The 1,396-nt window shown below is 69.6% G+C and carries 2 protein-coding genes; one reads left to right on the top strand and one right to left on the bottom strand.

Annotated elements, in window-relative coordinates; all coding sequences use genetic code 11:
* Window positions 1-124: 124 nt before the first annotated feature.
* A complete protein-coding gene (locus tag AB8Z36_RS40275; RefSeq protein WP_003966491.1) occupies window positions 125-292 on the bottom strand; it encodes a DUF3117 domain-containing protein in 168 nt (55 codons plus the stop codon).
* 308 nt (window positions 293-600) lie between these two features.
* On the opposite strand from AB8Z36_RS40275, the gene AB8Z36_RS40270 reads away from it, so the two are divergent.
* Window positions 601-1,396 (top strand): enoyl-CoA hydratase/isomerase family protein (locus tag AB8Z36_RS40270; RefSeq protein WP_369218311.1); only part of this gene is annotated, 796 nt, incomplete at its 3' end.

The following is a 1,396-nucleotide window of genomic DNA, read 5'->3' as shown; positions in this document are numbered from 1 at the left end:
GCCCTGAAAGGGCCCCGAACGGCTGCACCCAACGAGCCCCCCAAGGCCCCCAGGCCAGAAAACAGCACTGCCCCGGATCAAGTCGGTGATCCGGGGCAGTGAAAAGTTTGGGCGCGCTTCCGCGTCAGCCGACGACCTTCTTCAGGGCGTCGCCGAGCGCGTCGGCCTCGTCCGGAGTCAGTTCGACGACAAGTCGTCCGCCGCCTTCGAGCGGAACGCGCATGACGATGCCCCGCCCCTCCTTGGTCACCTCGAGCGGGCCGTCGCCCGTCCGCGGCTTCATGGCCGCCATGCTCGTTCCCCTTCCTGAAACCAGCTCATCGCAGCCGACAACCCAGGTGTCACCGGCATCGAACATATTGCTTCCAGGCCATTATCCCGCATGGCGGGACCCGATGACCAACATCAGTCGGCATCGCTTGGGCAACGCGCGCCCGCAAAACCACCCAATTCGGCGATGTGCCTGCGATACTTCGCCGCCCCCCGCGCTCCGGGGGCCCACAATTGTTAGACGCAGGTCACATATCCGCCCTCGTGCCGGAGCCCGATGATCTCCGTCATGCTGAGGGCCCACGTACCGGACAAACGGAAGGGCTCACCATGGCCGACAGCGTGCTCTACGAGGTCAGCGGCGGACTCGCGACGATCACGATCAACCGGCCCGAGGCCATGAACGCCATGAACACGGAGGCCAAGGCCGCCCTGCGGGACGCGCTCAGGTCCGCCGCCGACGACCCCGCCGTGCGCGCCGTCCTGCTGACCGCCACGGGGCGCGCCTTCTGCGTGGGCCAGGACCTCAAGGAGCACATCGGCTCCCTCATGGCGGACCGCGAGGCCGGTACGGGGCAGACGATGAGCACCGTCAAGGAGCACTACAACCCCATAGTCCGCGCGCTCGCGGGGATGCCGAAGCCCGTCGTGGCCGGGGTCAACGGCGCCGCCGCCGGAGCGGGCCTCGGCTTCGCGCTCGCCGCCGACTACCGCGTCGTCGCCGACACCGCCAAGTTCAACACCTCCTTCGCCGGGGTCGCCCTGACCGCCGACTCGGGCGTCTCCTGGACGCTCCAGCGCGTGGTCGGCCCGGGCCGCGCCGCCGACCTTCTGCTCTTCCCGCGCAACATCACCGCCCAGGAGGCGTACGACCTGGGCATCGCCAACAAGGTCGTGCCCGCCGACGAGCTCGCCGCCGAGGCCGAGAAGGTCGCCCGCGCCCTGGCCGAGGGCCCGACCCTCGCCTACGCCGCGCTGAAGGAGTCCCTCGCCTACGCGGCGGACCACTCCCTGGACGAGGCGCTGGACAAGGAGGACGAGCTCCAGGGGAAGGCGGGCGCGTCGGAGGACCACGCCATCGCGGTCCAGGCCTTCATCGCCAAGGAGAAGCCGAAGTACCTCGGGC

The organism is Streptomyces flavofungini, from assembly GCF_041028215.1.
Classification (GTDB): Bacteria; Actinomycetota; Actinomycetes; order Streptomycetales; family Streptomycetaceae; genus Streptomyces; species Streptomyces flavofungini_B.
This window is presented reverse-complemented; position numbering and strand designations above follow the sequence as displayed.

What these genes read in the sequence shown, in the direction of transcription:
- AB8Z36_RS40275 (WP_003966491.1), bottom strand. Translation starts at nt 292, where the DNA reads ATGGCGGCCATGAAGCCGCGGACGGGCGACGGCCCGCTCGAGGTGACC.